15 protein-coding genes are annotated in these 25571 nt (G+C 70.7%); 7 read left to right on the top strand and 8 right to left on the bottom strand.

Going from position 1 to position 25571, the window contains the following annotated elements; genetic code table 11:
- Positions 1–5 precede the first annotated feature (5 nt).
- Positions 6–2738, bottom strand: a complete 2733-nt coding sequence (locus tag OG485_RS04295; protein WP_328664657.1) for a SpoIIE family protein phosphatase — start codon at positions 2736–2738, stop codon at positions 6–8.
- Positions 2739–2914: 176 nt separating this feature from the next.
- On the opposite strand from OG485_RS04295, the gene OG485_RS04290 reads away from it, so the two are divergent.
- Complete coding sequence (locus OG485_RS04290; protein WP_328664655.1) at positions 2915–3151, top strand: DUF6296 family protein; 237 nt, start codon at positions 2915–2917, stop codon at positions 3149–3151.
- Here OG485_RS04290 and OG485_RS04285 read toward each other — a convergent pair.
- The gene (locus OG485_RS04285; RefSeq protein ID WP_328664648.1) at positions 3112–3690 is read right to left on the bottom strand and encodes a GNAT family N-acetyltransferase; all 579 of its coding nucleotides are present in this window, start codon (positions 3688–3690) and stop codon (positions 3112–3114) included. The genes OG485_RS04290 and OG485_RS04285 overlap by 40 nt on opposite strands.
- A gap of 78 nt (positions 3691–3768) precedes the next feature.
- Positions 3769–6012: an MMPL family transporter gene (locus OG485_RS04280; RefSeq protein WP_328664646.1), complete on the bottom strand. Its 2244-nt coding sequence runs from the start codon at positions 6010–6012 to the stop codon at positions 3769–3771.
- 441 nt (positions 6013–6453) lie between these two features.
- Between OG485_RS04280 and OG485_RS04275 the strand changes: the two genes are divergently transcribed.
- The gene (locus tag OG485_RS04275) at positions 6454–8847 is read left to right on the top strand and encodes a M4 family metallopeptidase (protein ID WP_443048653.1); all 2394 of its coding nucleotides are present in this window, start codon (positions 6454–6456) and stop codon (positions 8845–8847) included.
- A 108-nt stretch (positions 8848–8955) separates the two neighbouring features.
- On the opposite strand, the gene OG485_RS04270 is transcribed toward OG485_RS04275, so the two are convergent.
- A complete protein-coding gene (locus OG485_RS04270) occupies positions 8956–9576 on the bottom strand; it encodes an L-threonylcarbamoyladenylate synthase (protein WP_328664644.1) in 621 nt (206 codons plus the stop codon).
- Between the two features lie 181 nt (positions 9577–9757).
- On the opposite strand from OG485_RS04270, the gene OG485_RS04265 reads away from it, so the two are divergent.
- Positions 9758–10831, top strand: a complete 1074-nt coding sequence (locus OG485_RS04265) for an NAD(P)H-dependent amine dehydrogenase family protein (protein WP_328664641.1) — start codon at positions 9758–9760, stop codon at positions 10829–10831.
- 9 nt (positions 10832–10840) lie between these two features.
- Positions 10841–11320 carry a carboxymuconolactone decarboxylase family protein gene (locus tag OG485_RS04260; RefSeq protein ID WP_326791090.1) on the top strand — a complete coding sequence of 160 codons (480 nt, stop codon included), beginning with the start codon at positions 10841–10843 and terminating at the stop codon, positions 11318–11320.
- A 67-nt stretch (positions 11321–11387) separates the two neighbouring features.
- On the opposite strand, the gene OG485_RS04255 is transcribed toward OG485_RS04260, so the two are convergent.
- Positions 11388–13031: a GMC oxidoreductase gene (locus OG485_RS04255; protein WP_328664639.1), complete on the bottom strand. Its 1644-nt coding sequence runs from the start codon at positions 13029–13031 to the stop codon at positions 11388–11390.
- A gap of 249 nt (positions 13032–13280) precedes the next feature.
- On the opposite strand from OG485_RS04255, the gene kstD reads away from it, so the two are divergent.
- Entirely contained in the window at positions 13281–15101 is a 1821-nt protein-coding gene (gene kstD, locus OG485_RS04250; protein ID WP_328664637.1) for a 3-oxosteroid 1-dehydrogenase, read from the top strand.
- 10 nt (positions 15102–15111) lie between these two features.
- On the opposite strand, the gene OG485_RS04245 is transcribed toward kstD, so the two are convergent.
- Positions 15112–16308, bottom strand: coding sequence for a PP2C family protein-serine/threonine phosphatase (locus tag OG485_RS04245; protein ID WP_328664634.1), 1197 nt, complete (start codon positions 16306–16308; stop codon positions 15112–15114).
- Positions 16309–16716: 408 nt separating this feature from the next.
- Between OG485_RS04245 and OG485_RS04240 the strand changes: the two genes are divergently transcribed.
- Both OG485_RS04240 and OG485_RS04235 read left to right on the top strand, forming a co-directional pair.
- Positions 16717–17574 (top strand): DMT family transporter, encoded by an 858-nt coding sequence (locus OG485_RS04240; protein ID WP_328664632.1) that lies wholly within the window; start codon positions 16717–16719, stop codon positions 17572–17574.
- Positions 17575–17699: 125 nt separating this feature from the next.
- Positions 17700–18443: an HAD family hydrolase gene (locus tag OG485_RS04235; RefSeq protein WP_328664630.1), complete on the top strand. Its 744-nt coding sequence runs from the start codon at positions 17700–17702 to the stop codon at positions 18441–18443.
- A gap of 181 nt (positions 18444–18624) precedes the next feature.
- Here OG485_RS04235 and OG485_RS04230 read toward each other — a convergent pair whose 3' ends face one another.
- Both OG485_RS04230 and OG485_RS04225 read right to left on the bottom strand, forming a co-directional pair.
- Positions 18625–21042 carry a SpoIIE family protein phosphatase gene (locus OG485_RS04230; RefSeq protein WP_328664627.1) on the bottom strand — a complete coding sequence of 806 codons (2418 nt, stop codon included), beginning with the start codon at positions 21040–21042 and terminating at the stop codon, positions 18625–18627.
- Positions 21043–21143: 101 nt separating this feature from the next.
- The gene (locus tag OG485_RS04225) at positions 21144–25418 is read right to left on the bottom strand and encodes a HAMP domain-containing protein (protein WP_328664625.1); all 4275 of its coding nucleotides are present in this window, start codon (positions 25416–25418) and stop codon (positions 21144–21146) included.
- Positions 25419–25571: the final 153 nt, after the last annotated feature.

Genomic DNA, 25571 nt, shown 5'->3' with positions numbered 1-25571 from the left:
CCGGCTCAGGGCAGCGGCTGTTCCGCCCAGATGACCTTTCCCTCGGGCGTGTAGCGGGTGCCCCAGCGGTCGGTGAGCTGGGCGACCAGGAACAGGCCGCGCCCGCCCTCGTCCGTCGTCGCCGCGTACCGCAGATGCGGTGAGGTGCTGCTGCCGTCGAAGACCTCGCAGATGAGCGTGCGGTCCAGCAGCATACGGACCCCGATGGGCCCGTTGCCGTAGCGGATCGCGTTGGTTACCAGCTCGCTGAGGACCAGTTCCGTGGTGAACGCCAGCTCGTCGAGCCCCCACCGGGCCAGCTGCCGGCTGACCGAGGCACGGACCTCGCCCACGGCGGCCGGTTCGGACGGCACCTCCCACGACACGATGCGGTCGGGGCCGAGGGCGTGGGTCCGGGCCACGATCAGGGCGATGTCGTCGCTCGGCCGGGCCGGGAGCAGGGCGCTCAGCACGGCCTGACAGGTGTCCTCCGGCGAGCGGTCGGCTCCGGCCAGCGCCGTGCGCAGCAGTTCCAGCCCGACGTCGATGTCCCGTTCCCGGTCCTCGACCAGGCCGTCCGTGTAGAGCACCAGCCGGCTGCCCTCCTCCAGTTCCAGCTCGGCCGTCTCGAACGGCAGACCGCCCAGACCGAGCGGCGGGCCGGCCGGCACATCGGGGAACTCGACGCTGCCGTCCGGACGGATCACCGCGGGCGGCGGGTGTCCGGCGCGGGCGACGGTACAGCGCCGGGTCGTCGGGTCGTAGACGGCGTACACGCAGGTGGCGCCCGTGACGGCGGCTCCGGTGTCGTCCGAGAGCTCGTCCTGGTCGATCCGGCCGACCAGTTCGTCCAGAAGACCGAGCAATTCGTCGGGCGGCAGATCGAGCGCGGAGAAGTTGTGGACCGCCGTACGCAGCCGGCCCATCGTCGCCGCGGCCAGCAGTCCATGGCCGACCACATCGCCGACGACGACCGCGACCCGGGCACCGGGCAGCGGCAGCACGTCGAACCAGTCGCCGCCGACCCCCGCCTGCGCCGGCAGATAGCGATAGGCGAGGTCGAGGGCGCTCTGGTCGGGCAGGGTGCGCGGCAGCAGGCTGCGCTGGAGGGTCACGGCCATCGTGTGCTCGCGCGTGTAGCGGCGCGCGTTGTCGATGGAGACCGCCGCACGGGCGACCAGTTCCTCGGCGAGGGCGAGATCGTCCGCGTCGAACGGGTCGGGCTTCTCGGAGCGCCAGAAATTGACCACGCCCATGACCAGGGGTCCGACGCGCAGCGGGACCGTGATGAGGGAGTGGATCCCGTAGTCGACGACCTGTGCGGTGCGCTGCGGGTCCTGGGCCAGCCAGCCCGGGGCACCGCCGAGGTCGGGCTCGACCACGGCCTCTCCGGTTCGCAGACTGTGGGCCTGGGGCGTGGAGGGGATGAACCCGATGTGCTCCCCGACCGGATAGAGCGGCGCGTCCTCGCGGATGCCGCCGGAGGCGGTGCGGCGCAAGCCGGCACCCGCGTCCGGCTCCTGGCCGTTGAGTACGGCGTCGGCCAGGTCCACGGTGACGAAGTCCGCGAACCGGGGGGCGGCGACCGCCGTCAGTTCCTCGGCCGTCCTGGTGACGTCCAGACTCGTCCCGATGCGCACGCCGGCGTCGTAGAGGATCTTGAGCCGTTCGCGGGCGATGTCCGCCCGGCCGGAGAGCGCGCGCAGTTCGGTCGAGTCGCGGAGCGTGGCGACGCTGCCGGCCGGCCCGCCCGGAAGGTCTGTGGGCCGCTGGTTGACGGCCAGGAGCTGGTCCCCGACGAGATGCACCTCGTCGGTGGCGACGCGCCCGGAGGCCAGCAGCTCCGCGGTGCCCGAGTCGAGACCGAGTTCCTGGACGTGCTGTCCCTCGGCGTCCGCGGGCAGGCGGAGCAGGCGGTTCGCCTCGTCGTTGGCCAGGAGCAGCTGCCCCTCCGCGCCGATGATGATCACACCTTCCCGGACGGAGTGCAGCACGGCGTCGTGGTGCTCGTACATCCGGGTCATCTCGTACGGGCCGAGGCCGTGCGTCTGGCGCAGCAGGCGCCGGCTCACCAGCGCGGTGCTCGCGGTCGCCAGGGCGAGCGCCACGGCGGCGGCGCCCAGCACCAGCGGCAGCTGGTGGTCGGCCGTGCCGCCCACGGTCGCCGTGGTGATCCCGGCGGACACCATGCCGACGACCGTGCCGTCGGGTGCCTTGACGGGGACCGTGGCCTGCACCAGCGGTCCGAGCGTCCCGGTGATCTGCTCGGTGACGGAATGCCCGGCCAGCACCGGAGCGGTGGTCCCGATGAACTTCTTGCCGATCCGGTCGGGCTTGGGGTGGGTGTAGCGGATCGCGTCGGTGTTCAGTACGACGATGAAGTCCACGTCCGACGCCTTGCGGGCGGCTTCGGCGCTGGGCTGCAGAAGGGCCGTCGGATGGGGGGCGGCGAGGGCCGCGCGCGTGCCGGGCGCGTTGGCGAAGGTCTGCGCGACGGCCAGCGAGCGGTTGCGGGCCTCCTGTGTGCTGTCATGCCGCACCTGGAGTACCAGTGCGACCACCGCGGCGACGACCAGGAGCAGCACGATCACCACTTGCAGGACGAACACCTGTCCGGCGACACTGCGCCCGCCCAGGGCGGTACGTAGCCCGTTGGACGGGCCGTGCCTGTGCTTGCCGTCGTGTGGCCCACGCTCATGTTGCGCTGTACTGGGGCGGCGGGTCGACTGAGCCCGGGTTCGACCCAATAGTCCGACCATGAGCTATGTCTACACTGCCCGGCCTCCGGTGGCGAGAGGCGTCACGTTCCGTGATCGGTCGCTACGCCGGTCGGCAGACGGGCCCGGCGCGGGCGACGCGGCTCGCGGGCGTGTGGACGCATGATGGAGACCTAGTCCTTCTTACCTGCATTTGTCGCTTCGGCGCGGAGGCCCTGATGAAGACCGTTGACCGCTACCGGCTGACCTTCACCCATCCCGGACCGGATGCGCGCATGGTGACGGATGAGGTGGTCGTCGAGCGGACGACTGCCCACGGGCCGGGCGGCAACCCGGTGTACAGCGATCCCACGGGCATCCTCCGCGCCGAGATCAGCCCGGCGGGCGAGGTCCGCATGCTGGCCAGCGGCGCCTATCAGTCGCCGATCAACCCGGCCGCCGAACCGCTCTCCTGACCGGTGGCGCGCCCTGCCGGAAGCGCGGCGTCGGCGGCGGAGGGCACCGCGCCGGCGGCCGGGAGCTCCCGCGAGAAGCGGAGGCCCGGTCGCCCGTTCAGTTCGGTCTCGCCGGTCAGGAGGAACCCGGTGCGGGCCAGAACCGTCCGGGATCCGGTGTTGCCGACGGTCGTGACGGCGCGCAGGGTGCTCAGGCCGTACGCGCTCGCCGCCAGGGCGCACATCTCCCGTACGGCGCCCGTGGCGAGCCCCTGCCGCGCGGCCCGCTCGGCGACGCGGTATCCGAGGTCGGCCGAACCGCGTGCCACGTCGACCAGGTTGACGCGGGCCAGCACCGCGCCGGAGTCGTCCACCACGAGGTGGAAGTGGGCCACCCCCTCGGCCTGTTCGGCCAGACGCTCGTGGAGCAGGGCGTCGAACCGGGCGAAGAAGGTGTCGCCGCGGTCGGAGATCGACGCGGCGAAATAGGCGCGGTTCTCCCGCTCGAACGAGAGCAGCGCGGGCGCGTGGTCGAGTCGCAGGCGTTCGATGCGAGGCATCACGCCATGCTAGGGACCCGTGCGTCCCCGGGCGCGCGGATTTCGGCGCGTGCTCGGGGACGTGCGCAGGCGCCGTCCCTAGGGGGTGTCGCCCTCCGGGTCGATGTGCGGGAGGATCCGGTCCAGCCAGCGAGGTGCCCACCAGGCGCGCGGCCCGAGCAGTGTCATCACCGCCGGAACCATCAGGAGCCGTACGACCGTCGCGTCGATCAGCACGCTCACGGCGAGCCCGAGGCCGAGCATCTTGACGACGATGCTGTCGCTCAGGATGAACGCGGCGAAGACGCTCATCATGATCAGAGCGGCGCAGGTGATGACGCGGGCGGTGATCTCCAGGGCGTGCGCGACGCTCGCCTTCGCGTCCCCGCTGCGCAGCCAGAACTCGTGGACCCGCGACAGCAGGAAGATCTCGTAGTCCATGCTGAGCCCGAAGATGATCGCGAACATCATCATCGGCACGTAACTCTCGATGGGCACCTTGCCCGAGACCCCGAGCGCGGGCCCGCCCCAGCCCCACTGGAAGACGGCGACGACGACACCGTAGGAGGCGGCGATGGAGAGCACGTTGAGGACGGCCGCCTTCAGTGCGACGAGCAGGCCGCGGAAGACGATCAGGATGATGATGAAGGCCAGCCCCACCACCACGGCGATGATGAGGGGCAGCCGACTGGAGACGATGTTCCGGAAGTCGACCTGGGCGGCCGTCGTGCCCGTGACGTAGCCCTTGGCGGAGGTCCCGGTCACCGCCTGCGGCAGGGTGTCGTCCACCAGACGGTTCGCCAGGTCCGTGGTGTCCTGGTTCTGCGGGGACACCTTGGAGTAGACGGTGCCCACCAGCACGTCTCCGTCCTGGGTGGTCGTCAGCGGCGTGACCACGGCGGCCCCTGACACACCGTCGAGTGTCTTCTGCGCCTGTGACTCCAGAGATGAACGCTTGTCCGACGGTACGTTCGTCTGGTCGATGACGACCGTCAGCGGGCCGTTGGAGCCGGGCCCGAAGGAGTCCGCCATGATGTCGAACGCCCGCCGGTCCGTGAAGGACGTGGGGTCGGCGCCGTCACCGATGTGCCCGAGCTGGATGGTGAACAGGGGGATGGCCAGCACGACCACCGTGAGGAGGCCGCCGGTCAGGAACCGCCAGGGATGCCGCTCGACGCGCTGGGCGTATCGGTGCCAGGTGCCGGTGGCGGGCGCCCCGGGCTCGGCGTTCGTCTCCGCGATCGGGGTGCGCACGTGATAGCGGTCGATGCGCTTGCCGATGAGCCCGAGCAGGGCGGGTACGAGGGTCAGCGCGCCGGCCACCGCGGAGACGACCGTGACGGCCGCCGCGAGGCCGAGTTTGCTGATGAACGAGACGCCGGAGACCGACAGCCCGGCCAGGGCGACGATCACGGTGCAGCCCGAGACCAGGACGGCCCGTCCGCTGGTGGTGGCGGCCCGGCCCGCCGCCCGCACCGGGTCGGCCCCGTTGATGAGGTTCTGCCGGTGGCGGGTGATCAGGAACAGGGCGTAGTCGATACCGACGCCCAGTCCGATCATGGTGGCGAGCGTCGGTGACACGGTCGCGAAGGTGGTCGCGGCGGCGAGCAGGCCGAGGACGGCCAGGCCACCCACCACGCTGACCAGGGCGGTGACCAGCGGCAGACCCGCCGCGATGACACTGCCGAACCCGACGAGCAGGACGACGATCGCCACCGCGAACCCGATCAGTTCGCTGATCTTGTCGTTCGCCGCGGGCCGGGCCAGTTCGCCCAGCGGGCCGCCGTACTCGACGTCGACCCCCGCGGACCGCAGCGGCTTGACGGCGTTGTCCACGCCGTGGAGGTAGTCGTCGCCCAGGGTCGAGGGCTGCACGTCGAAACGGACCGTGATGTAGCCGGTCTTCCCGTCGCTGGACAGGGGTCCGACGTTCTGCTGCTGGGACTGCCCCGAGGGCGGCTGGGACCCGGGCGGCGGCAGCGGGTTCTGTGCCGACATGACGTGCGGCAGCTTCTCCAGGGAGTCGACGGTCTGGCTCATCTGGGAACTCAGCTCCGTCAGCGGCTTCTGCGTGTCGCGCAGCACGATCTGGCTGCTGTAGCCGCCCGCGGCCGGATCGTGCTTCTTGAGTACGTTCAGCCCTTTCGTGGACTGCACTCCCGGCAGTGAGAAGTTGTCCGAGTACTGTCCGCCGAAGGAGTGGTTCAGCCCCTGGAGTACGCCGAGAGCGACGAGCCACGCCACGATCACGATCACGAAATGGCGGGCGCACCACTCGCCCAGCCGCTGCAGCACTCCAGGCCTGGTCCGCCCGCTGGCTGAAGGGGCTTGACTCGCCGACATGGGCAGCTCCTGATCGAGGACGACTCCTCCGACTCCGTCATTAAACGACGCGGCGATCATCGCGGCCCGCCGGGAATCACGGCGACTGCCCGCCGTCCGGCGGTCGCCGGTCCGCTCCGGTCCGCCGACGTACAGGGCCGGGTACGACGTACCGGGCCCGGTACGTCGTACCCGGCCCTGTACGACGTGTCGTCGCCCGGGGGACGCGGCGCGTGGCGGGGGTTTCGGTGCGCGGGCGTAGGGATAACCCTCGATCGCCCTCAACTGCGTGTCATGGCTAGGTCAAAAGTGCGATCCTTCCCACACCTGTCGGACAGGTCGTCCATGGCCTGCCCACAGTCGCGTTCCCGCGCGCCCCTGCTCAGCTCTTCCCGGACAGCACATCCCGTCTGCCCGGTCTGTCACCGGCCGCCGACCGCGGCCGAAGCAGTAGGAGTACGAGTGAGACGTTTCCCCCGTCAGGCGACCGCGGCCGGAGCCATGGTGGCCACCGCCGCGTTCCTGGCCGTCGGTATACAGACGGTCCCGGCAGTCGCCAAGCCTGCCCCCCACACAACTCCCCTGCGTACAGGGGGACTTGAGGCAAAGCTCACCCCGGCCCAGCACGCGGCGCTGCTGACGAAGGCATCGAAGCAGACCACGGCGACCGCCGGCACCCTCGGCCTCGGCTCGAAGGAGAAGCTGGTAGTCAAGGACGTCGTCAAGGACAACGACGGCACCTTGCACACCCGTTACGAGCGCACCTACGCCGGCCTCCCGGTGCTCGGCGGCGACATCGTGGTCCACACCCCGCCCGCCTCGCAGGCCACCGGCACGGTGAGCACGACCTTCAACAACAAGCACGCCATCAAGGTCGCGAGCACCACCCCGGCCGTCACCAAGGCGACCGCCGGAGCCCAGGCACTCAAGACGGCCAAGTCGCTCAAGGCGGAGAAGCCCTCCACCGACAGCGCCCGCAAGGTCATCTGGGCCGGCACCGGCACCCCCCGGCTCGCCTGGGAGACCGTGATCAGCGGCTTCCAGGACGACGGCACGCCGAGCAAGCTGCATGTCGTCACCGACGCCACCACCGGCAAGGAACTCACCCGGTACGAGGGCATCCAGACCGGCACCGGCAACACCCAGTACAGCGGCACGGTCACGCTGAACACCACGCTGTCGGGATCGACGTACCAGCTCACGGACTCGACCCGCGGCAGCCACAAGACGTACTCGCTGAACAACGGCACCTCGGGCACCGGCACGCTGATGACGGACGCCGACGACGTCTGGGGCACCGGCGCGGGTTCCAACACCCAGACCGCCGGCGCGGACGCGGCCTACGGCGCCCAGACGACCTGGGACTTCTACAAGAACACCTTCGGGCGCAGCGGCATCAAGAACAACGGTGTCGCCGCCTACTCGCGCGTCCACTACAGCACGGCGTACGTCAACGCCTTCTGGGACGACAGCTGCTTCTGCATGACCTACGGTGACGGCACCAGCAGCACCCACGCGCTGACCTCGCTGGACGTCGCGGGCCACGAGATGAGCCACGGCGTCACCTCCAACACCGCGGGCCTGAACTACACCGGTGAGTCCGGCGGCCTCAACGAGGCCACCTCCGACATCTTCGGCACCGGTGTGGAGTTCTACGCCAACAACTCCTCCGACGTGGGCGACTACCTCATCGGCGAGAAGATCAACATCAACGGGGACGGCACCCCGCTGCGTTACATGGACAAGCCGAGCAAGGACGGCGGCTCCGCGGACAGCTGGTACTCCGGCGTCGGCAACCTGGACGTCCACTACTCCTCGGGCCCGGCGAACCACATGTTCTACCTGCTCTCCGAGGGCAGCGGCACCAAGACCATCAACGGTGTCACGTACACCAGCTCGACCTCCGACGGCGTGGCCGTCGCGGGCATCGGCCGCGCCGCCGCCCTGCAGATCTGGTACAAGGCGCTGACGACGTACATGACGTCGACCACCAACTATGCGGGTGCCCGCACCGCCGCGCTGAACGCCGCGACCGCGCTGTACGGCGCCAGCTCCGCCCAGTACGCGGGTGTCGCCAACGCCTTCGCCGGCATCGCCGTCGGCAGTCACGTCACCCCGCCGACCAGCGGTGTGACCGTCACCAACCCGGGCAGCCAGTCCTCCACCGTCGGTACCGCGGTGAGCCTGCAGGTCTCGGCCAGCAGCACCAACACCGGCTCCCTGACGTACTCCGCGACCGGCCTGCCCACCGGCCTGTCGATCAGCAGCTCCACCGGGGCGATCACCGGGACCCCGACCACCGCCGGTACGTACAGCACCGTGGTGACCGTCACGGACAGCACCGGCGCCACCGGCACCGCGTCGTTCACCTGGACCGTCAGCTCCTCCGGTGGCGGCGGCACCTGCACCTCGGCGCAGCTGCTCGGCAACGCCGGCTTCGAGTCCGGCAGCACCACCTGGACCGCGACCAGCGGCGTCATCAACAACGACACCGACGAGGCGGCCCACGCCGGTTCGTACAAGGCCTGGCTGGACGGCTACGGCTCCACCCACACCGACACGCTCTCCCAGTCGGTGACCATCCCCAGCGGCTGCAAGGCCTCGTTCACCTTCTACCTGCACATCGACACCGCGGAGACCACCACCAGCTCGCAGTACGACAAGCTGACGGTCACCGCCGGATCGACCACACTGGCGACCTACTCCAACCTCAACAAGGCCACCGGCTACGCGCAGAAGACGTTCGACCTGTCCTCGTTCGCCGGCACCACCGTGAGCATCAAGTTCAGCGGTGTCGAGGACTCCTCCCTGCAGACCAGCTTCGTCGTGGATGACACCGCCGTGACGACCAGCTGACCTTCGGGACCGGTATCCCCCCACAACGGCAGCACCGGCATCCCCCCACAACGGCAGCGACGTGGGTCCTCCGCGAGGACGACCCACGTCGCGCGCCGCTTTCCGGGGCTACTCGAACCGGGAGGGGTCACCCGCCCCGAGGCGCACGAGCTCGGCCTCGCCGCTGGAGAAGTCGACGACGGTCGTCGGTTCGGTGCCGCAGTCGCCGGAGTCGATGACGGCGTCCACCACGTGGTCGAGGCGGTCCTTGATCTCCCAGCCCTGGGTCAGCGGCTTGTCCTCCTCCGGCAGGAGCAGGGTGCTCGACAGCAGCGGCTCGCCGAGTTCGGCAAGGATCGCCTGCGCGATGACATGATCGGGAATCCGCACCCCGACGGTCTTCTTCTTCGGGTGCAGCAGCCTGCGCGGAGCCTCCTTCGTCGCCGGGAGGATGAAGGTGTAACTGCCGGGCGTAGCCGCCTTGACCGTGCGGAAGACCGCGTTGTCGATCCGCACGAAGTGTCCGAGCTGGGCGAAGTCCTCGCACATCAGCGTGAAGTGGTGGCGCTCGTCGAGCTGGCGGATCGAGCGGATGCGGTCGATCCCGTCCCGGTTGCCGAGCGCGCAGCCGAGTGCGAAGCAGGAGTCCGTCGGGTAGGCGATCAGCCCGCCGCTGCGGACGATCTCCACCACCTGGCCGATGATGCGCCGCTGAGGGTTCTCCGGGTGAACGTCGAAGTACTTGGCCATGCCGCGAGCCTAGTGCCCCGACAGGCAAAGGCACCGGAGCCTGCCGGCCCGTTCCCGTCGTCGCCCGGCCGGTGGCCGTGCGGTCCGCCATCGGGGCGGTGACACCGGCTCCGGTTCACCGCCGGAATTCTCCCGGTCACGGCTATAGGAACCTTGAGGACGTCTCGCTACCCTCCGCCGCATGATTTCCACGGTGGTCTGGGGTACCGGCAATGTCGGCCGCGCGGCCATCCGCGCCGTCGAGGCCCACCCGAAACTGAAACTCGCGGCCGTGCTCGTCCACGACCCCGGCAAGGTCGGCCGCGACGCGGGCGACCTCGCCGGCCTCGGCCACGGCCTCGGTGTCGCGGCGAGCGACGACATCGACGCGGTCCTGGCCGGTGGCCCCGGAGCCGTCGTCTACGCGGCCACCGGCGACATCCGCCCCGACGAGGCCCTCGCCGACATCGGCAGGGCGATCCGGGCCGGTGCGGTGGTCGTCACCCCCGCCCTCTATCCGCTCTACGACCAGCGCAACGCCCCGCCGGAGTTCCGGGACCCGATGCTCGCCGCCATCGCGGACGGCGGCGGCTCCCTGTTCGTCTCCGGGGTCGATCCAGGCTGGGGCAACGACGTCCTGCCCCTGCTGATCAGCGGTCTGGGCACCACGGTCGACGCCATCCGCTGCCAGGAGATCTTCGACTACTCCACGTACGAACAGGAGGAGTCCGTACGGTACTTGGTCGGGATGGGACAGCCGATGGACTACGAGCCGCTGATGCTCGCCCCGTCGATCCCGACCATGGTGTGGGGCGGCCAGATACGGCTCATGGCGCGGGCCCTGGGAGTCGAACTCGACGACATCCGCGAGACGTTGGAGCGCCGGCCGCTCACGGACACGGTGAGCACCCGCACCATGGGGGAGTTCGCGGCCGGCACCCAGGGCGCGGTCCGCTTCGAGGTGCGGGGGATCGTCGGGGGAGAGCCCCGGATCGTCATCGAGCACGTCACCCGCATCCACGCCTCCTGCGCGCCGGACTGGCCGACGCCGCCGGACGGGGACGGCGCCCACCGCGTGATCATCGAGGGCCGTCCGCGCATCGAGGTCACCGTCGCGGCCACCGACGAGGGCGAGAACCGCTCCGCGGGCGGGAACGCCACCGCGGTCGGCCGCCTGGTCGGCGCCATCGACTGGCTGGTGGACGCGGAACCAGGGCTCTACGACGCACTCGACGTCCCGCTGCGCCCCGCAGTCGGCCGACTCGGAAGGAAGTGACCCATGACCCTGCGCATCGACATTCCCGAGGGACAGGAACCGATCGGATACGTGTGGGGCGAGATGGTGCCCGGCATCGGCATGGCCGCCGCGAACTTCTCCCTGTCGGTGTACGAGCACACGACGCTGGGCCTGCGCGAGTTCGAGGCGGCCCGACTGCGGATCGCGCAGATCAACGGGTGCCTGTTCTGTCTCGACTGGCGCACGGAACGGGAGGGCCTGAAGGTCGAGGAGGAGTTCGCGGACGCGGTGACCCAGTGGCGTACCACCGGTGCCTTCGACGACCGGACGCGGCTGGCCGCCGAGTACGCCGAGCGGTACGCCCTGGATCACCACGGTCTGGACGAGGAGTTCTGGACACGGATGACGGCGCTGTACAGCCAGCGGGAGATCGTGGAGCTGACGATGAGCATCGGCTCCTGGCTGGCGTTCGGCCGGCTCAACCATGTGCTGGGACTGGACGCCGTGTGCGTGCTGCCCACCCACTGAGAGGGTGGCTCACCCGGCGGCCCTGGCTCCCTGAGCGGTTCCGGGCCCAACGCGCGGCCCGGACGAGCTAGAGGTCCACGGCGATGATGTTCTCGATGTTCCGTTCCGCGAGGGCGGTGATGGTGACGAACGGATTGACGCTGGTGTTGCCGGGTATCAGCGCGCCGTCGATGACGTACAGGCCCGAATAGCCACGCAGGCGGCCGTAGTTGTCGGTGGCCTTGTTGAGTACGGCGCCGCCGAGAGGGTGGTAGGTGAGATGGTCGCCCCAGATCTTGTACACACCGAACAGATCGGTCCGGTAGATCGTCCCCTCCTTCGCGTTGATCTTGTCGAAGATGGTCTTCGCCATGTCGATGGCGGGCTGTTTCCAGGCGGTCTGCCAGTTGAGGTCGACGGTGCCGGTGGAGGAGTTGAAGGTGAACTGGGCGCGGTTCGGGTTCTTGGTGATGGACAGGTAGAACGAGGCGTAGGTCTCGATGCCGGTGGGCAGCGGAGCCACCTCGGCGAACGCGCCTCCTGCGGTCCAGTTGTCGATGCCGCCGCAGGGGATGCTGGCCTGGAGCGAGCCGGTCGGATCCCACAGATGGTTGGCGCGGCCGCACATGACGTTGCCGTTGTCGCCCCAGCCCTGCCCGATCTCGCCGTTCAGGCCGGGCAGCGCGCCGGTGGCCTTCAGCCTGACCAGGAGCTTGCTCGTTCCGACGCTTCCGGCCGCGAAGAACACCCGGTCCGCGGTCACCGTCTTGGTGGCGGTGGTGTCACCTGTGGTGTTGAGCTGGTCGATCAGGACCGTGTAGCCGCCGCCGGACGCGGGTGCGACCGAAGTGACCTTGTGCAGCGGTGAGATGGTGACTCTCCCGGTGGCCGCGGCCTGGGCGAGGTAGGTCTTCTGGAGCGATTTCTTGCCGTAGTTGTTGCCGTAGAGGATCTCCCCGGCGAGGGCCGACTTGGTGACGGTGCCCGCGGCCTCCTGCTTCATGTAGTCCCAGTCGTACACGTCGGGCACGAAGACGAACGGGAAGCCGGAGCGCTGGGCCTGCTTACGGCCGACCCGTGCGTACTGGTAGCAGTCGGTGGTGTCGAACCACGCCGGGTCGATGAGACCGACGCCGAGCGCGGCGTTGGCGCGCGGGTAGTAGGTCGCGTACATCTCGTCGGCGTTCACCGACGGGAGGATGGCGCCGAAGTTCTCCCGTTTGGGGGTGACCGCCATGCCGCCGTTGACCAGTGATCCGCCGCCGACACCACGGCCCTGGTACACGATGATCTGGCCCATCTCCTCGGCGTCCAGGATCCCCGTGTAGCGCGGGATGTCCTTGTCGATGGGGAAGCCGAGGAAGTTGCTGAGGGGCTGTTTGGTCCTGGTGCGCAGCCAGTACGAACGCTGGTCCGGACTGGTCGTGTTGGCGAAGATCTTGCCGTCCGAGCCCGGGGTGTCCCAGGCCATGCCCATCTCGACCATCTGCACGTCGACGCCGGCCTGGGCGAGGCGCAGGGCGGCCACGGAGCCGCCGTATCCGGTGCCGATCACCAGGACGGGGACGTGTGCGCCGGAAGGGATCGACGAGGCCGTCGTGGCGATCCGCGCGGGGGCCGCGACAGCGCGACCGGCAAGGCTCACTGCTCCAAGAATAGAACCTGTTCCAGCTATGAATCGTCGGCGCGAAACACCCCTGGAGTCATTGGATTGCTGGTTGATGTCACCCACGTGACACTCCTCACTCTCGATGAGTGGGAACAGGTTCTACTGTTGCTGGCTTGTTAAGTCACTACATACCGGTTGGTAACTTCTGTCCGATCTTGGGGTGATCGGCGAGCTCTGACGGACTTGCCCTTGACTTCACAAGACCCTCGCGCGACATTCCTGACGCTGCATCAGAACCGCTACGGCGGGGGCCTGTCGGCTCCCGGAGCAACGGAGCGCCTCACATTCCCTCGCCCGCTGGAGAGCCCTGCCATGTCCCCGAGCGCGGACCCCGTCGGACGTACGGACCCGTTTCCGGCACCTGACTCGTTTCCGGCACCCGGCCCCTCACGGCGCCGGGTGCTCGGCACGGCCACGGGCGCCGCACTCGCGCTCGCCGCGGGCGCCGCCGGTTCCACCGGGTCCGCGGCGGCGGCCGACCTGCCCGCGCTCGGCACCTACGACGTCGTCGTGGTCGGCTCGGGCGCCGCGGGGATGACCGCGGCGCTCACCGCCGCGAAACGGGGACTGAGCTGCGTCGTCCTGGAGAAGGCGGCCACCTTCGGAGGCTCCGCGGCCCGCTCCGGCGCGGGCATCTGGATCCCCGGCAACCCGGTGATCCTCGCCGCCGGCGTCCCCGACACCCCGGCGAAGGCCGCCGCCTACCTCGCGGCCGTGGTCGGCCCGGAGGTCTCCGCCGACCGGCAGCGGGCCTTCCTCGGCCACGGACCGGCCATGATCTCCTTCGTCATGGCCAACAGCCCGCTGCGCTTCCGCTGGATGGAGGGATACAGCGACTACTACCCGGAACTCCCCGGCGGCCTCCCGGGCGGACGCTCCATGGAGCCCGACCAGCTCGACGGCAACATCCTCGGAGCCGAACTCGCCCACCTCAACCCGGCGTACATGGCCGTCCCGGCCGGCATGGTCGTCTTCAGCGCCGACTACAAGTGGCTCACCCTCGCAGCCGTGAGTGCGAAGGGCACGGCCGTCGCCACCGAATGCCTGGCGCGTGGCACCAAGGCGGCGCTGCTCGGCCAGAAACCGCTGACGATGGGCCAGTCGCTCGCGGCCGGGCTGCGCGCCGGCCTGCTCGCCGCCCAGGTCCCGGTGTGGCTGAACACCCCGCTGTCCGACCTGCTCATGGAGAACGGCGCCGTCACCGGCGCGGTGGTCACCCGGAACGGCGCGCCGGGACTGGTCAGGGCCCGGCGCGGGGTCATCGTGGGCTCCGGCGGCTTCGAGCACAACGCGGCCATGCGCGCCGAGTTCCAGCGGCAGCCCATCGGAACCGCCTGGACGGTGGGCGCCAAGGAGAACACCGGCGACGGCATCCAGGCGGGCCGGCGCGCCGGGGCCGCGCTCGACCTGATGGACGACGCCTGGTGGGGACCGGCCGTCCCGCTGCCCGACCAGCCCTACTTCTGTCTCGCCGAACGCACCCTGCCCGGCAGCCTGCTGGTCAACGCCGCCGGAGCGCGCTTCGTCAACGAGGCCGGACCCTACAGCGACGTCGTGCACACCATGTACGACCGCGATCCGACCGCTCCGGACATCCCGGCCTGGCTGGTCGTCGACCAGAACTACCGCAACCGCTACCTGTTCAAGGACGTCGCGCCGGCCTTCGCGTTCCCCGACTCCTGGTACGCGTCCGGCGCCGTGTACAAGGCGTGGACCCTGGACGACCTCGCCGGCCGCGTCGGTGTCCCCGCGGCCGCCCTGCGCACCACCGTCAGCCGCTTCAACAGCCTGGCCCTGAGCGGCACGGACACCGACTTCCACCGCGGTGACAGCGCCTACGACCACTACTACACGGACCCCGCGGTCCTCCCGAACTCCTGCCTCGCCCCGTTGTGGCTCCCCCCGTTCCACGCGTTCAGGATCGTCCCGGGCGACCTCGGCACCAAGGGCGGCCTGCGCACCGACGCCAGGGCCCGCGTCCTGCGCCCGGACGGCATGGCGATCCCCGGCCTGTACGCGGCGGGCAACGCCAGCGCGGCCGTCATGGGCCACAGCTACGCGGGAGCGGGTTCGACGATCGGTCCCGCGATGACGTTCGGGTACATCGCGGCACTCGATATCGCGGCGACCTGACGGAGGACTCTCAGTCGCTGTCGCTGTCGCCGTCGGCGTTCGGGTCCGGGTTGCTGTCGGGCTTCGCCCCCGGGGCTCCGTCGCCGTCTCCCTCGTCGCCGTAGTTCCGCTCGCCGCGCAGCCGGGGCGACAGGACCAGGACGGAGACGTCGTCGCGGATCGAGGGGCAGAACTCGACGAGGTCCTCCCAGAGGCGGTCGACGAGGACGTCCGAAGGTTCCTCGGCGAACACGGCCAGCCGGTCCGGCAGCGGGTAGAAGGCGCCGGTGGTGTCCCGGCTCTCGCTCACGCCGTCCGACGCCATGAACAGCCGGTCGCCGGGTTCCAGCTCGACGGTGAGCCCCTTCGGCGGGGACAGCTCGAAGAACCCCAGCCCCAGCGGGGACGCCGGCTCGGCGTCGAGTTCGAGGGCCTTCGCGCCACGCAGCAGCAGCGGCGGGGGATGCCCGCAGGACACCAGCCGTACGGTGTCGGTGCCGGGCGGGAACTCCAGGAGCAGTGCGGTGGCGAACAGCTCGGCGTGATCGACCGACGCGGAGTCGACGACCAGCCTGCGGTCGAGCCGGGCCGCGGCGGCCTCCAGATCACGCTGGTCGAGCACCGTCTCCCGGAACGCCCCGAGCAGCGAGGCGACCGTCCCCACGGCCGACAGCCCGTGCCCCTGTACGTCGCCCATCACGGCCCGGACGCCGAAAGGCCCGTCGCGCACCTCGAAGAAGTCACCTCCGACCAGCGTCTCCCGCTGCGCTGGCCGGTAGAGACCGGCGCAGCGGACCGGGCCGACACGCTCCGGCAGTGGCGGCAGCACGGCGAGCTGAGCGGCTTCCGCGACCGACCGCACGGTGACCAGATGCGCGTCCCTGCGGCTGCGCACGAGCGACACGAACACGCTCAGCACGGCGATGAAGCTGATGGTGAGCAGGTCCGCGTTGCCCGGACGGTTCAGATCGAGGGCGGGGATGTTCATCAGGACCACGACGATCACGCCGAAGGCGGCCGTCCCCAGAGGGCCGTAGGACAGGACGGCCAGGGAAGGGATGGCTCCCAGCAGAAAGCCGATGTCCAGCGCCTCACTGCTCACGAGTTCCCCCACGCAGACGCCCACCAGCAGGACCGGCGGGAGCAGCCGTACCCAGCGTGGAGGGGGCGAGCCGCGCAGCCATCCCCGGTGGTCGTCCCGCCGGCCGGGCGCGGCCTTCGTGGCCATGGCACTCCTCCCTTTGACACCACGCTCCCCCTTTCCCCGCCGTCGCGCATTCCGATCGGGTCACGCACGCGTGCGGGCCGGAGCGGTCCGGTGGCTGCCGGAGCGGGGAAGGGGCGGCCGTCCGGAGGAGCTCTGGCGGGGGCGGGCGCCACGAAGCCCCGCCATCACGGGGATGAGATGACGGGGCTCCTCAGGGCGGCTGCCCCGTCGGCGACGTTTCATCCCACCGGCGTTCCATGCCATGGGCGCCTGGTCCCACCGGTGTTCCATCCCGTCGGCGGCCCGGCCCGAGCTCGGCCCGGCCCCTGGCCGTCACCCGTACGGCGGGCCGGACCGGACGCGGTCGTACGGGCCCCGCAGGCGACGCCCGGGGAGGCCCCGACACCCGTCCCGGGGCATGGTGGAGGGGTGACGGGACTGGCCGTGCTGTTCGCACTCCTCGGAGCAGCCAGCAATGCGATGGGCACGGCGTTCCAGCGCAAGGCGGCCTCGCGCGTCAGCGAAGGCGGTGGACTGCGGCTCATCATCCGGCTCGCCCGGCAGCCGTCCTGGCTGATCGGCATCGCCGGGGTGATCGGGGCGGCACTCTTCCAGGCGCTCGCGCTGGCGAACGGGCCGCTGTCCCTGGTGCAGCCCCTGTTCATCCTGGAACTGCCCTTCGCCCTGATGATCGCCGTCCCGCTGCTGCACCGGCGCCTGTCGCGCGCGGGCTGGCAGGCCGTGGCCGGTGTGGTGGCCGGCCTCGGTCTCGTCCTCCTGTCGGCCGCTCCCTCGGGAGCACGGTCCGACGCCTCCATGGCACGCTGGATCCCGGTACTGGTCCTGTGCCTGGGCACCGTGGCGGCCGCGGTCGTCGTCGCCCGTCCGGGCCGCCCGCCGCTCTTCCGCGCGGCCATGCTGGGAACGGCGTCGGCCATCAGCAACGCGCTGACCGCCGCTCTCCTCAAATCGGCCGTGGGCACACTCGACGACGACGGCTTCGTCGCCTTCCTGGGCGTGTGGCAGACGTACGGATTCGCCCTGACCGGGATCACCGCCGTCCTGCTGCTGGAGAACGCCCTCCAGGCGGGCCCCCTGGCCGCCTCGCAGCCCGCGCTGACCATCGGCGACGCGACGCTCAGCCTGGTGCTCGGTGTCACGCTCTTCGACGAGGCCATCCGTACGGGCTGGTGGCTGCTGCCCGAGCTGATCGGCGCCGGGCTCGTCCTGTGGGGCGTGCTGCGGCTGACCCGCGTGGTCCCGCACCTCGCGGACATGGCCCACTGACGGCCGCGCGGCCCGGCCCGCCCACGGCCGGCCCCCGCCCTGACCGTCCCCTGACCGGCGGCTGACCAGCGGCGGAAGCCGCGGTCACGGCGGCCGGAGGCGACCGGCCGGCACCCGCTCGATTGGTGACTGCCGGGACGGGAAAGACCCTGGTGGTGACGAGTCGGATCGAGAACGTTCGGGAACTGGTCGCACGGACGCGGTATGTCGTCCTCGGCTTCGACGGCCCGATCTGTCAGCTGTTCTCCGGGCCCTCGGCGACTGCCGTCGCACGAGCCCAGCGGGACCGGCTGACGGAAGCGGGTCTCGGCGCGGTGCTCACCGACGAGGAGCACGGCCCCGCGGACCCCTACCGCGTCCTGTCGGAGGTGGCCGGACGGCACCCGGGCAGCGAAGCCCTCGCCCGGCTCGACGCGTGGCTCACCCGGGCCGAGCTGGAGGCGGTGCGCACCGCCATGCCGACGGCGTACGCGGATCCGCTGATCCACACCTGGGCCGCGGTCGGGGCGAGGCTCGCCGTGGCGACCGGCACATCGGCCCGGGCCGTCACCTCGTACCTGGACGCCCGGGGGCTCACACCCCGCTTCGCCCCGTACATATTCGGCAGGGCGCCGGACCCGGGGACGCTCACCCCCCGTCCGGCCGCCCTGTCACTGGCCCTGGGCGCCATGGAGGCCGCACCGGAGGCCTCGCTGATGATCGGCGGCACCCCGGCGGACCACGCGGCGGCGCACCACGCCGGTGTCCGATTCCTCGGATACGCCCGCCACCCCGCCAGAGCGCGGGCACTGCGGGAGGCCGGCGTTCCCGACCGGTGCGTCACGGACTCCCTGGAGCCACTCCTGCGCGCCCTGCGCGACTCCTCGTGAGCCGATCGTTCGGCCATACGAGGGGAATACCGGCCGGAAACCCGTGTGCATGCATCGCCTGAAGCGGGGCAGCAGCATCCTGAGACAGCTCGGGAAGCTACCCCCCTGGCGAAACCCGAGCTGCACGGCCCCGCAGGCAGTCACTCCCCCCGGCTGCCGGCGGGGCCGCATTCGTACGGCCCTACTCCACCCGGATGCCGACGATGCAGGTGTCGTCGTCGGTGTCGGACCTGCTGTACGTCAGGAGCCGGTCGAGTTGATGGTCCAGCGTCCCGGACGTCGTACGGGCCGCGTTGAGGAGCTGGCGCAGCGACACCTCCACCGAGCGGTCCCGCCGTTCGATCAGACCGTCCGTGTACATCAACAGGGTGTCGTGGACGTCCAGTTGCACCTCGTCCTCCTCGAACGTCGCCTCGGGGACGGCACCGAGCAGGATGCCCTTGAGGAGCGGCAGCGGGTTGGCGTCCGTGTCCCGGACCAGAACGGGCGGCAGATGTCCGGCCCTCGCCCAGCGCAGAACACGGCGGCGCGGATCGTAGATCCCGCAGACCGCGGTGGCGGTGACCCCGCCCGTCAGATGGTGCGCCACGATGTTGAGCCAGGACAGCAGCTGCCCCGGCCCCGCACCCGTCACGGCGAGTCCGCGCAGCGCGTTGCGCAGCACCACCATGCTGGTCGCCGCCTCGATCCCGTGACCGGCCACATCGCCGACACACAGCAGGACCAGGCCGGACGACAGCACGACGGCGTCGTACCAGTCACCCCCGACGAGCTGCTCGGTCTCCGCGGGCCGGTAGCGCACCGCCACGTCGAGGCCCGGAGCCCGCAACGGCGCCTGGGCCGGCGGCATGATCGCGTGCTGGAGCTGGAGGGTCAGCCGGTTGCGCTCGTGCGCCTGCTGCTCGGTGTGCGCGAGCTGGTCGCGGGTGACCGCCAGCGCCACCTCGGTCCAGTGCTGCGCCGAGATGTCCTGGTAGGCCCCGCGGACCGCGAACAGCCGGTCGTCGGCGTCGAGCACCGGTTCGGCCACCACGCGGATGTGCCGGGTCACGCCGTCGGGACGCTGGAGCCGGAACGCTGCCGACGCCGGCCGGTGACGGTGCAGGACGGTCCGCAGGAAGCGGCCGATGGCGACGGCGTCGTCGGGATGGGCGTGCGCGGCCAGCTCCTCCAGCGGGACGGGAGTGCCCGAGGGGGAGCGGCCGTACAGATCGAAGAGCGTCTCGTTCCAGATGGTCTCGCCAGTCAGCAGGTTCTCCTCGAAACCGCCGATCCTGCCGAGCCGCTGGGCGTGCTGGAGCAGACTCGCCAGCCGCGCCGTCTCGTCCTCTATGCGCCAGATGAGCAGCACGGTTCCGCCGTGCCGGCTGACGTTGATGTCGGCCACGGCCGACAGCCGCACCTGGTCGACCAGCGCCGTCAGATCCATGCGCCGCGCCCGGAACGGCTCCCCGGTGGCGTAGACGCGCTCGACGCACTGGAAGAGGCCGCTGTCCCCGGCGGCCAGCGGATAGGCCTCCAGCAGCAGTGACCCCTGAACGGTGCCACGCGGCCGGCCGGCCGGATCGAGGAAGCGTCCGTTCGCATGACGGATGCGGAAGTCGGCGAGCCGCCCCTGGTCGTCGAGCTGGGGGACCAGGACCAGGGCGGGATCGTGCAACCCGTCCACCAGGTCGATCAGTTCGCAGACATCGGCCGTCCCCCGCACGTCGTGGAAGTCGCCCGGCGGCGCGTGGGTCTCCAGTGTGTGCGAGCACAGTTCGGCCAGTGCCTCGACCTGGCGGACCACCTGCGGTGGCTGAGGTGCCAGGGCGGACGGCCACGCGATCTCCAGGACGCCGTGGATCCGGCCTCCGGAGCCGGCCGGTACCGCGACCCGTCCGCCGTCCGGATGTTCCGCGTGCCCGATGGACGGCAGCCCGGTGTCCGTCAGCGACCCGGCCCACAGCGCCGTACGGTCGGACAGCGCGCGGCGTGCCATCGTCGCCACGCCCGGGGGAACGTAACGCCAGCGCCGGGCCTCGGCCGCCGAGAACCCGGCGCTTCCCGCCAGGGAGAGCGAACCGTCGGCGTCCGCCGCCCAGATGGCCACGGCGACCGCCCCGAGGGGAGTCAGCGCGTGCTGCAGCAGGGAGTCGGCCACCGCCTGGCTGTCGCCCGCCGCCAGCGCGCCGCTCTCGGCCGCGCGCAGCCGTACCGCGGGGGCGTCGTCCTTCGGGGGATGCTCCGCCGTGGCGGAGAGGAAGGCGCTGGTCACCTCCGAAAGCCGGTCGTGGGCCGCCTGGTTGATGATCTCGACCGCGAGCTGGAGTTGTGGCACCTTGGCCTGCTCGGCCAACTCGGTGAGCTGGCGGGCGGCTTGTGCCGGTCCGCAGCCCAGCCGCTCGACCAGGATGCCCTTGGCCAGCTCGATCAGGGCCCGCCCCTCGGCCTCCGCCTGTGCGGCCCGTACCTCGCGGCGCAGCCGATCGACGGTGGCCGCCAGCCGGCCCACCGGGGACGTCCGGGCCGCGCCCGACAGCTCGCCCGCGTGCCCGGCGTCCGCGACGTCGTCCGGGGAATCGGGGACGCTCGGGCCGGTTGCCTCAGGACTGTTCATCGTGCGGCCGCTCCTCGGCGGGAACCCTGTGGGGGCGGGGGAGGGGCGGCAGCGGCGGGTGTCCCGCCGCACGGCCGCGGTGGAGGGTACCGGGCGTCATGTCACTCCCCGAGCCAGCGCCGGACACAGGCGATGAGGTCGTCGGTGTCGACCGGCTTGGTGACGTGGTCGCTGGCGCCCGACAGCAGGCTCTTCTCCCGGTCGCCGGGCATGGCCTTCGCCGTCACCGCGATGATCGGCAGGTCCGCGTACCGGGGCATCCTGCGGATCTCGGCGGTCGCGGTGTACCCGTCCATCTCGGGCATCATCACGTCCATCAGGATCAGCGCGACCTCGGGCCGGGCCAGCAGTGTCTCGATGCCCTTCCTGCCGTTCTCCGCGTGCAGCACCTGGAACCCGTGCAGTTCCAGGATCCCGCTGAGCGCGAAGAGGTTACGGGCGTCGTCGTCGACGACGAGCACCGTACGGCCCTGGAAGGCGTTGTCGATCGGCCGCGCGGGCCGGTTCCTGGCCTCCTCGGCGCGGACCAGCGGCACCACGTCGCCCGGCTGCTCCGCGGACAGGTGCAGCGCGATCCGCTCGCGCAACTCGTCGAGACTGGAAAGGAATTCCAGCGACCGTGCGCCCGAGCGGGACTGCAGCGCCTGCTCCTGCGCGAGGTCGACCCGGCTGCCGTTGTGGACGAGGACGGGCACGGTCGCCAGGGCCGAGTCGCCCTCCACCGCTTCCAGGAACCGGGCCGTCTCGCCCTCCGGCATGCCGAGTTCGAGCACGACGCAGTGCCACGGCTCCGCGGCGAGGGCGCTCGCCGCCTCCTGTGCGCCGACGACGGTGATGATGTCGACGCGCTCCCGTGTGTCGCCCTCGTCACGGCTGCGCGCCACATCCCCGACCGCGCTCTCGGCCACCAGCGTGAGCAGCCCCCGCGGCCGTTCCTCCACGACCAGGAGCCGCCGTCGCTGGCGTGGCAGGCCGGCCGAACCGGGAGCGGTGTGCCGCGGTTCGGTGTACGCCGAGGCGCCCTCGTCCACCGCCGGTTCGGGTGCCCGGCCACCGGCCATCAGCTCCTCGAACTCGGGCCGGGCGACGGGGAGGAAGAGTGTGAACGTACTGCCCTGTCCGGGGGTGCTGTCCACGGTGACCGCCCCGCCGAGCAGGTGGGCGATCTCCCGGGTGATGGACAGACCCAGACCTGTGCCGCCGTACTTGCGGCTCGTGGTGCCGTCGGCCTGCTGGAAGGCGCCGAAGATCGTCTCCAGCTGCTGCTCGGGGATGCCGATGCCGGTGTCCTTGACCCGGAAGGCGGCGATCGTGCCGCCGCGCGGAACGCCCGCGGGGATCTCCGCGTCGGCCGCCGGTTCGATGCGCAGTTCGACCCGGCCCTGCTCGGTGAACTTGACGGCGTTCGACAGCAGGTTGCGCAGCACCTGCCGCAGCCGGGAGTCGTCGGTGAGCAGGTCCACCGGGGCGCCGGGAGCGGTGCTGACCGTGAACTCCAGGCTCTTCTGCGAGGTCATGGGGCGGAAGGTGGCCTCGACGTATTCGAGCAGCTGCCGCAGCGGGACCCGCTCGGGGGTCACGTCCATCTTGCCGGCCTCGACCTTCGACAGGTCGAGGATGTCGTTGATCAGCTGGAGCAGGTCGGAACCCGCGGAGTGGATGATGCCCGCGTACTCGACCTGCTTCGGCGTGAGATTGCGCGAGGGGTTCTGCGCCAGCAACTGGGCCAGGATGAGCAGGCTGTTGAGCGGGGTCCGCAGTTCGTGGCTCATGTTGGCGAGGAACTCGGACTTGTACTTGGACGCCAGCGACAACTGCTGGGCCCGTGCCTCGAGTTCCTGCCGGGCCTGTTCGATCTGGAGGTTCTTCGCCTCGATGTCGCGGTTCTGGGTCACGAGCAGGGAGGCCTTGTCCTCCAGCTCGGCGTTGGAACGCTGGAGTTCGTCCTGCTGGACCTGCAACTCCTCGGAGCGGGCCTGGAGTTCGGCGGTCAGGCGCTGCGACTCGCCCAGCAGCTCATCGGTGCGGGCGTTGGCCACGATGGTGCTGACGTTGACGCCGATGGTCTCCATCAGCTGTTCCAGGAACGTCCGGTGCCCCTGCTTGAAGCGGGTGACCGAGGCGAGCTCGATGACGCCGAGCACCTGCTCCTCGACGACGATGGGCAGGACCACCAGCGCTGTCGGCGCCGTCTGCCCGAGGCCCGAGGAGATGGTGACGTACCCCGGCGGCACCTCGTCCACGGTGATCGCCCGCCTGCTGCGCGCGGCCTGCCCGACCAGGGAGCGGCCGAGCGGGATACGGGTGGGACGCCCGTCCTCGTCGGGATAGCCGTACGAGCCGACCAGCCTGAGCTCCGTGCCCTTCGCGGTCTCCTCGGCGAGGTAGAAGGCGCCGTACTGCGCGGCGACCAGCGGGGTGAGCTCGTCCATGATGAGGTCGGCCACCACGTCCAGGTCGCGGTATCCCTGCATCAGGCCGGAGATACGGGCCAGGTTCGTCTTGAGCCAGTCCTGCTCCTGGTTGGCCCGTGTGGTCTCACGCAAGGACTCCACCATGGAGTTGATGTTGTCCTTCAGGTCGGCGACCTCGCCGGAGGCTTCCACGGCGATGGACCGTGTCAGGTCGCCCTCGGCGACGGCGCCGGTGACCTCGGCGATCGCGCGGACCTGCCGCGTGAGGTTGCCGGCCAGTTCGTTCACGTTCTCGGTGAGCCGCTTCCAGGTGCCCGAGACGCCCTCCACCTCGGCCTGGCCGCCGAGCCTGCCCTCGCTGCCGACCTCCCGCGCCACCCGGGTGACCTCGGCCGCGAAGGCGGAGAGCTGGTCGACCATCGTATTGATCGTCGTCTTGAGTTCGAGGATCTCGCCCCGGGCGTCGACGTCGATCTTCTTGGACAGGTCGCCCTTGGCCACGGCCGTCGTCACCAGGGCGATGTTGCGCACCTGCCCGGTGAGGTTGTTGGCCATCGAGTTGACGTTGTCGGTGAGGTCCTTCCAGGTGCCCGCCACATTGGGTACGTGCGCCTGGCCGCCGAGACGTCCTTCGGTGCCGACCTCACGGGCGACGCGGGTGACCTCGTCGGCGAACGCGGACAGGGTGTCGACCATCGTGTTGATGACGTCCGCCAGGGCCGCGACCTCGCCCTTCGCCTCCACGGTGATCTTCTGCGAGAGGTCGCCGCGGGCCACGGCGGTCGCCACCTGCGCGATGGAGCGGACCTGGCCGGTGAGGTTCGACGCCATGACGTTGACGTTGTCGGTGAGGTCCTTCCAGGTGCCCGAGACGCCCCGCACGGTGGCCTGCCCGCCCAGGTTGCCCGCCGTACCGACCTCGCGGGCCACCCGGGTCACCTCGTCGGCGAACGCCGAGAGCTGCTCGACCATCGTGTTGATGGTCTCCTTCAGCTCCAGGATCTCGCCGCGGGCGTCCACGGTGATCTTCTGCGACAGGTCGCCCTTGGCCACCGCGGTGGCCACCTGGGCGATCGAGCGGACCTGGGCGGTGAGGTTGCCCGCCATGAAGTTCACCGAGTCGGTGAGATCACGCCAGGTGCCCTTGACGCCCTTCACGTCGGCCTGGCCGCCGAGGCGTCCGTCGGTGCCGACCTCGCGGGCGACGCGGGTGACCTCGTCGGCGAAGGCGGAGAGCTGGTCGACCATCGTGTTGATGGTGTTCTTCAGTTCGAGGATCTCGCCGCGGGCGTCCACGGTGATCTTCTGGGAGAGATCTCCCTGGGCCACCGCCGTGGTGACCTGGGCCACGTTGCGGACCTGGGCGGTGAGGTTGCCGGCCATGAAGTTCACCGAGTCGGTGAGATCACGCCAGACGCCGCCGACACCGGGGACCTGGGCCTGGCCGCCGAGGCGTCCGTCGGTGCCGACCTCGCGGGCGACGCGGGTGACCTCGTCGGCGAAGGCGGAGAGCTGGTCGACCATCGTGTTGACGGTCTCCTTGAGCTGGAGGATCTCGCCGCGGGCCGGAACGTCGATCTTCTGCGAGAGATCACCCCTGGCGACCGCCGTGGCCACCTGCGCGATGTCGCGGACCTGCGTGGTGAGATTGCCCGCCATGGCGTTGACGGAGTCGGTGAGGTCCGCCCAGGTGCCCGAGACCCCCGGCACCTCCGCCTGGCCGCCGAGCGTCCCCTCCGTGCCCACCTCACGGGCCACTCGTGTCACTTCCGAGGTGAACACCGACAGCTGGTCGACCATGCCGTTGAACACGGTGGCGATGTCCCCCAGCAGGCCACCGGCCTCGTCGGGGAGCCGGGTGCCGAAGTCGCCGTCGCGCACGGCGGTGAGGCCGGCCAGCAGTTGCCGCAACTCCTGCTCGCCCGGCGTCCGTACGGACGTCCCGCTCGCTGCCCTGGTCATGGCCACCCTCGTTCCGCTCCCCTGGAGTCCCGTGTCACGGAACTCGGAACCGCGCCGGGCCCACGGGCGGCCCCCGCACGCCCGTGGGATTCCCGCAGATCACGGGTCATCCCCTTAAGAAAATACGCCGCAGGCTAACCCAGATCGCGGGGG

The organism is Streptomyces sp. NBC_00328 (genome assembly GCF_036139655.1).
Lineage (GTDB): Bacteria > Actinomycetota > Actinomycetes > Streptomycetales > Streptomycetaceae > Streptomyces.
Note: the sequence above shows the minus strand (reverse complement) of the source record. Positions and strands in the feature narration are given on the sequence as shown.

Excerpts from the sequence above, each read along its gene's own strand:
- OG485_RS04295 (WP_328664657.1), bottom strand. The coding sequence starts at position 2,738 with ATGGTCGGACTATTGGGTCGAACCCGGGCTCAGTCGACCCGCCGCCCC.
- OG485_RS04290 (WP_328664655.1), top strand. The coding sequence starts at position 2,915 with ATGAAGACCGTTGACCGCTACCGGCTGACCTTCACCCATCCCGGACCG.
- OG485_RS04285 (WP_328664648.1), bottom strand. The coding sequence starts at position 3,690 with ATGCCTCGCATCGAACGCCTGCGACTCGACCACGCGCCCGCGCTGCTC.
- OG485_RS04280 (WP_328664646.1), bottom strand. The coding sequence starts at position 6,012 with ATGTCGGCGAGTCAAGCCCCTTCAGCCAGCGGGCGGACCAGGCCTGGA.
- OG485_RS04270 (WP_328664644.1), bottom strand. The coding sequence starts at position 9,576 with ATGGCCAAGTACTTCGACGTTCACCCGGAGAACCCTCAGCGGCGCATC.
- OG485_RS04265 (WP_328664641.1), top strand. The coding sequence starts at position 9,758 with ATGATTTCCACGGTGGTCTGGGGTACCGGCAATGTCGGCCGCGCGGCC.
- kstD (WP_328664637.1), top strand. The coding sequence starts at position 13,281 with ATGTCCCCGAGCGCGGACCCCGTCGGACGTACGGACCCGTTTCCGGCA.
- OG485_RS04245 (WP_328664634.1), bottom strand. The coding sequence starts at position 16,308 with ATGGCCACGAAGGCCGCGCCCGGCCGGCGGGACGACCACCGGGGATGG.
- OG485_RS04230 (WP_328664627.1), bottom strand. The coding sequence starts at position 21,042 with ATGAACAGTCCTGAGGCAACCGGCCCGAGCGTCCCCGATTCCCCGGAC.
- OG485_RS04225 (WP_328664625.1), bottom strand. The coding sequence starts at position 25,418 with ATGACCAGGGCAGCGAGCGGGACGTCCGTACGGACGCCGGGCGAGCAG.